The 4,075-nt window shown below is 70.4% G+C and carries 2 protein-coding genes, 1 tRNA gene and 1 pseudogene; 2 read left to right on the top strand and 2 right to left on the bottom strand.

The window, feature by feature from the left end; all coding sequences use genetic code 11:
- The first annotated feature begins 65 nt into the window (after positions 1-65).
- Positions 66-141 (top strand) — tRNA-Ala (locus tag JNL41_RS17015).
- Between the two features lie 13 nt (positions 142-154).
- Complete coding sequence (locus JNL41_RS17020; protein WP_293477022.1) at positions 155-907, top strand: metallophosphoesterase family protein; 753 nt, start codon at positions 155-157, stop codon at positions 905-907.
- A 20-nt stretch (positions 908-927) separates the two neighbouring features.
- Here the strand turns inward: JNL41_RS17020 and polA are convergent, their stop codons facing one another.
- Positions 928-3,810, bottom strand: coding sequence for a DNA polymerase I (polA, locus tag JNL41_RS17025; RefSeq protein ID WP_293477024.1), 2,883 nt, complete (start codon positions 3,808-3,810; stop codon positions 928-930).
- Between the two features lie 31 nt (positions 3,811-3,841).
- Positions 3,842-4,075: pseudogene (locus tag JNL41_RS17030) on the bottom strand (glycosyl transferase family 8); the annotation flags it as partial.

The raw sequence follows: 4,075 nt of genomic DNA on the forward strand, positions 1-4,075 counted from the left end.
CAAGGCGACGCTGTCGCTCCCCGCTTGACAGGATGGCCCGCAATCGACTTATTCCGCGCCTTCCTGGGGCCGTAGCTCAGTTGGTAGAGCGCCTCGTTCGCAATGAGGAGGTCAGGGGTTCGACTCCCCTCGGCTCCACCAGGAACCTTCTGCATTGCCTGAGATCCGATCCACGCCCACGCCGCCCAGCACGGGCGGGCGGCTGGTCTACGCCGTGGGGGATGTCCACGGTTACGCCGCCGCGCTGAAGGCGCTGCTCGCCGACATCGCGCGGGACGCCGAGGCGAGCCGGCCGGCGGAGACGCCGCTGCTCGTCTTCGTCGGCGACTATGTGGACCGCGGCCCGGACAGCCGGGGCGTGATCGACCTGATCCTCGAGACCGAGGCTTCGGGGCGGTTCGAGGTCGTGGCGCTGAAGGGCAACCACGAGGACGCGCTGCTGCGGTTCCTGGAGGAGCCGGCCTACGCGTCGTCGTGGATCGGCAACTGGGGCGAGACGACGATCATTTCGTACGGGATCGTGCCGCCCGAGCCGCACGACACCGCCGCCTGCGAGCGCGCGCAGGCCCGGTTCGCCGCCGCGTTCCCGGAGGGGCACCGGGCGTTCCTCGGCCGCCTCGCGCTTCAGCAGACGGTCGGCGACTACCTGTTCGTGCATGCGGGCGTGCGGCCCGGCGTGGCGCTGGACGCGCAGATCCCCCGCGACCTGATGTGGATCCGCTACGACTTCCTCGAGTGCGCCGACGACTTCGGCAAGGTGGTCGTCCACGGCCATACGCCGTCGGCGGGCCGGCCCGAGATCAAGGCCAACCGGATCAACATCGACACCGGCGTCTACTTCACCGGCCTGCTGACCGCCGTGCGCCTGGAGGGCGAGACGCGGCGGTTCATCCAGGCGGGCGTCTGACCTCCCCGGGCGGGGGAGGATCAGTGCGCGTCGTCCCAGTTGGCGGCGGCGCGGGCTTCGACCACCAGCGGGACGCTGATCTGCACCGCCGGCTCGGCGGCCCTCTCCATGACGCGCCTGGCCACCTCGATCACGCGCCCGGCCTCGGCCTCGGGCGCCTCGAACACCAGTTCGTCATGCACCTGCAGCAGCATCTTCGCCTTCAGGCCGGCGTCGACCAGCGCCTGGGGCATGCGGATCATCGCGCGGCGCATCACGTCGGCCGCCGCGCCCTGGATCGGCGCGTTGATGGCGGCGCGGTCGGCGAAGCTGCGCTCGGCCTGGCTCTTGCCGCGCGCGGCCGGCACATGGACCTTGCGGCCGAAGATGGTGGTGACGAACGCCTGGCTGCGCACCTGCTGGGTCTGGCGGTCCATGTAGGTGCGGATGCCGGGGAAGCGCTCGAAGTAGGTCTTGATGTAGGCGCCGGCTTCCTCGCGCGGGATGCCGAGCTGGTTGGCCAGGCCGAAGGCCGAGATGCCGTAGACGATGCCGAAGTTGATGGCCTTGGCGCGCCGGCGGGTGTCGGCCGGCATGCCTTCCACGGGCACGCCGAACATCTCGGACGCGGTCATGGCGTGGATGTCGAGCCCGTCGGCGAAGGCGCGCTTCAGTTGCGGGATGTCGCCGATGTGGGCCAGCAGCCGCAGCTCGATCTGCGAATAGTCGGCGCTGATTAGCACATGGCCCGGTTCGGCGATGAACGCCTTGCGGATCTTGCGGCCTTCCTCGGTGCGGATCGGGATGTTCTGCAGGTTGGGGTCGGTGGAGGCCAGGCGGCCGGTGGTGGCGGCGGCCAGGCTGTAGCTGGTGTGGACCCGCCCGGTGCGGGGGTCGATGGCGGCCACCAGGTTGTCGGTATAGGTGCCCTTTAGCTTCGAGAGCTGGCGCCAGTCGAGCAGGATGCGGGGCAGTTCGTGGCCCTGGCTGGCCAGGTCCTCCAGCAGCGAGGCGTCGGTGGCGGCGGCGCCGGTCGCGGTCTTCTTGCCGGACGCGATGCCCATCTCGCTGAAGAGGATGTCGCCGATCTGCTTGGGGCTGCCCAGGTTGAACGGCCGGCCCGCGACGCGGTGCGCCTCGGCCTCCAGCTCGACCATGCGGACCGAGAAGTCGTGGCTGAGCTGCTGCAGGATGTGGGGGTCGACCTTGATCCCCTCCAGCTCCATGCCGACCAGCACCGCCGGCATCGGCCGCTCCAGGCGCTCGTAGACGGTGGCCATGTGCTCGTGCGCGAGGCGGGGCTTCAGGTGCTCCCAGATGCGCAGGGTCACGTCGGCGTCCTCGGCCGCGTAGGCCGTCGCGGCGTCGAGATCGACGTGCTTGAAGCTCTTCTGCGACTTCCCGGTCCCGGCGACCTGCTTGTAGGGGATCGGCTCATGGTCGAGGACGCGCCTGGAGAGGTCGTCCATGCCGTACTTGTTGTGCAGCCCCCCCTCGAGGGCGAAGGCCAGCAGCATGGTGTCGTCGACGGGCGCGACCGCGATGCCGTGCTTGGCCAGCACCGCCATGTCGTACTTGGCGTTCTGGGCGACCTTCAGGACCGACGGGTCCTCGAACAGCACCTTCAGCCGGGCGAGGGCCACGTCCTGCGCGACCTGCTGCAGATCGGCCGGCGCATCGAAGGCGAGGCCGCCTTCGTTCTCGCTCGCGTGGCCCACCGGGATGTAGCAGGCGCGGCCGGGCGCGGTGCAGAGCGAGATCCCGCACAGGTTCGACGCCAGCGCGCCCAGGGCGTCGGTCTCGGTGTCGAAGGCGACGACGCCCGCCTCGTAGGCGCGTGCGATCCAGGCGTCGAGGGCGGCCTCGTCGCGGACGCACTCGTAGACGCCGTGGTCGATGGCGTCGTGGACCGGCGCGGTCGGGTTCGCGGCCTTGATCTCGGCCATCACGGCCTGGACGCCGGCGTCGCGGCCGGGGGCGATGGCGTCGGTGACGCGCCGCGCCAGCGTGCGGAACTCCATCTGCTCCAGGAAGGCCTGCAACTCGCCCGTGTCGGGATCCCGCACGGCGAGGTCGTCGATCGGGTCGGGCAGCGGGGTGTCGCAGTCGAGCTGCACGAGCTGGCGCGACAGGCGGATCTGGTCGGCGAACTCGATCAGGGTCTGGCGGCGCTTCTCCTGTTTGACCTCGCCGGCGCGGGCCAGGAGCGTGTCGAGGTCGCCGTACTCGTTGATGAGCGCCGAAGCCGTCTTGATGCCGATGCCCGGCGCGCCGGGGACGTTGTCGACGCTGTCGCCGCAGAGCGCCTGGACGTCGACCACCTTGTCGGGCGTGACGCCGAACTTCTCGAACACCTGGTCCGGACCGATCTTCACGTTCTTCATGGTGTCGAGCATCGACACGCCGTCGCCGACCAGTTGCATCAGGTCCTTGTCGGACGAGACGATCACCACCTCGCCGCCCAGGTCGCGGACCTTGCAGGCGTAGGCGGCGATGATGTCGTCGGCCTCGTAGCCGCCCAGCTCCAGGCAGGGCACGCCGAACGCCCGCGTCGCCTCGCGCACCAGCGGAAACTGCGGGACCAGGTCCTCGGGCGGCGGCGGGCGGTGGGCCTTGTACTGGTCGTAGAGCTTGTTGCGGAAGGTGATCTCCGACTTGTCGAACACCACGGCGAGGTGGGTCGGCGCGTCGGGCTGGGCCTTCATGTCGACCAGCAGCTTCCAGATCATGTTGCAGAAGCCGGAGACGGCGCCCACCGGCAGGCCGTCGGTCTTGCGCGTGAGCGGCGGCAGCGCGTGGAAGGCGCGGAAGATGAAGCCCGAGCCGTCGACGAGGTAGAGCCGGATCGCCGGGCCGTCCTGGGTGGGTTCGCGGGCGGTCTCGTCCGCGGGGATGGCGGCGTCGGCGTCGAGCGTGTCGGTCATCCGGGCAAGATAGGGCGTGGCGCCGCGAAGGTCATCCGTCCCCCGGCGCCGATCGCGCCGCGATCGACGCGCCGACGTCGGCCAGGACGCGACCGACGGTCGGGCCCCAGTCACCCCCGGCCGGCTGGCGGTAGAGGCGCAGGGTCGGATACCAGGGCGAGTCGGTGCGGTCGCGGAACCAGCGCCAGTCGCAGCCGATCGCCGGCAGCAGCACCCAGCAGGGCTTGCCCATCGCCCCCGCAAGGTGGGCGACCGACGTGTCCAC

It is taken from the genome of Phenylobacterium sp. (assembly GCF_016793285.1).
GTDB lineage: Bacteria > Pseudomonadota > Alphaproteobacteria > Caulobacterales > Caulobacteraceae > Phenylobacterium.

Coding starts and splice junctions, on each gene's coding strand:
- polA (WP_293477024.1), bottom strand. CDS start 3,810: ATGACCGACACGCTCGACGCCGACGCCGCCATCCCCGCGGACGAGACC.